Below are 1707 nucleotides of genomic sequence, written 5' to 3'. Positions count from 1 at the left end.
GAGCCGACCCATCCGTGGAAGGCCGGCTAACCTTCTTCGGCGGGTATGAGCTGCTCGCCGAGAAGTATGCCCCCGACGCCGACCCCCGGCCCTTCAGGGTCCTGAGCAACCCCCGCACGGCGAAGTTCGACCCTCCCTTCGTCGCCGAGCCCGCGTCGTCGGTCAAGGCGCCGATCTGCTGGAAAAGCTGGGCTGGGATGGCTGGCCTGAGCGGGTGATAGTGGCCTCGTACTCGGCGCCGAGGTCCTCGCGGACGGCGGCGATCTGGCGGAGCTCGAACTCGCCGAAGCGCAGGCCGCGCCAGCGATCGGCGGCCCGGATCAGCGCCGCGAACATCAGCTTGAGGACCGCCTTCTCGCCGAAGCCGTTGGGGATGATCTTCAGCCGCCGGCGCTCCTCGACGAACAGCCGTTCCAGGAGGTTCGTGGTCCGGGTCGCCCGACGGTGCGCCACCGGCAGGCGCAGGTGGGCGATGCAGGCCTCGAAATCGTCCCCGAAGCAGGCCACCGCGCTCGGCACCGTGGCGGCGTAGTCGGCCCTGATGCCGGCGGCGAGGTCGCGGGCGATCGCCCGTGAGGGCGCCTGGTAGCAGGCGGTGACGCGCGCCTTGAACTCCGGCCAAAGGTCGACCGGCACCTTGGCGGCCAGGTTCCTCATCCGGTGGGCGAGGCACCGCTGCCGGGCCGAGCGCGGGAAGCACTCCTCGATGGCGCGGATGATGCCGGGCGCGCCGTCCGAGACGACCAGCAGCGGATCGCCGAGCCCGCGGCCGCGCATGTCCTGGAAGAAGGCGCGCACCGTCTCGGTGTCCTCCCTCGAGCCCGCCATCAGGTGCAGCAGCACCTTGCGGCCGTCCTCGCCGATGCCCCAGGCGGCGATCACCGCCTCGCGCGGCCGGCCGGCGCGCAGCCGCTCGGCGATGCCGTCGACGTAGAGGTAGACGATCTTGTGCTCGGCGAGGTCGCGCCCGGTGAAGGCGGCGTAGTCCTCCCACAGCCGCTCGGTGATCTCGCTCACCGCCGCCCGGCTCAGGAGCCGGCGGCCCTCCCCGTCGGTGAAGGTGGCCTCGATATCCCGGGTGGAGAGCCCGCGCGCGTAGAGCTCGATGGCGAGGTCTTCCAGAGCCTCCGTGCGGCCGGTCAGGCCCGCCCGGATCGCCGAGGCGAACGGCTCGGCCGTGGCCCGCACCTGCGGGGCGGCGTACTCGACCATGCCCTCCGCCGTCTTCATCCGGCCCGTCCGGTACCCGTTGCGGTAGCCCGCCGGCTCGCCTCCGGCGCGCTGGTAGCGCTCACGCCCGAGCCGGTCCCGGACCTCGCCTTCCAAGGCCTCCTCCAGGATCAGCCTCGCGGCCAGCCGCACCAGGTCCGAGCGCTCCGGCGCCGTCGCCAGCCGGCCGTCGATCAGAGCCTCGAGACGCTCGCGCGTCCGGTCGGCGGCAGATACCCTCATCGTCATGGGATGCTCCTTGGGGATCCCGGCGCCAACCGGAAGCCCGCCTCCTGCGTTCGCTCAGGCAGGGTGCATCCCAACCCTCTTTTCCAGCAATCCTACGCCTTCACCTAATTTAAGCGTTTCGGCATTTCGCACACTGGCAGAAAAAGGTAGGATAATGCCTAAGATCTTAATTGATGATATACTGGACGGATTTGCATTCAGATACAACTATGGATGTTCTTATGCAGGAGGATTGATGCATTATATTAT

2 protein-coding genes are annotated in these 1707 nt (G+C 69.0%); one reads left to right on the top strand and one right to left on the bottom strand.

Annotated elements, in window-relative coordinates; genetic code table 11:
• On the top strand, positions 1 to 218 hold a 218-nt coding region (locus tag VE326_00890; GenBank protein ID HYJ31751.1), incomplete at its 5' end, for a hypothetical protein.
• On the opposite strand, the gene VE326_00885 is transcribed toward VE326_00890, so the two are convergent.
• Entirely contained in the window at positions 163 to 1458 is a 1296-nt protein-coding gene (locus VE326_00885) for an IS256 family transposase (protein HYJ31750.1), read from the bottom strand. The genes VE326_00890 and VE326_00885 overlap by 56 nt on opposite strands.
• Positions 1459 to 1707 lie beyond the last annotated feature (249 nt).

The sequence above is a fragment of the Candidatus Binatia bacterium genome, assembly GCA_035631035.1.
In the GTDB taxonomy this organism is placed as follows: domain Bacteria; phylum Eisenbacteria; class RBG-16-71-46; order SZUA-252; family SZUA-252; genus DASQJL01.
This window is presented reverse-complemented; position numbering and strand designations above follow the sequence as displayed.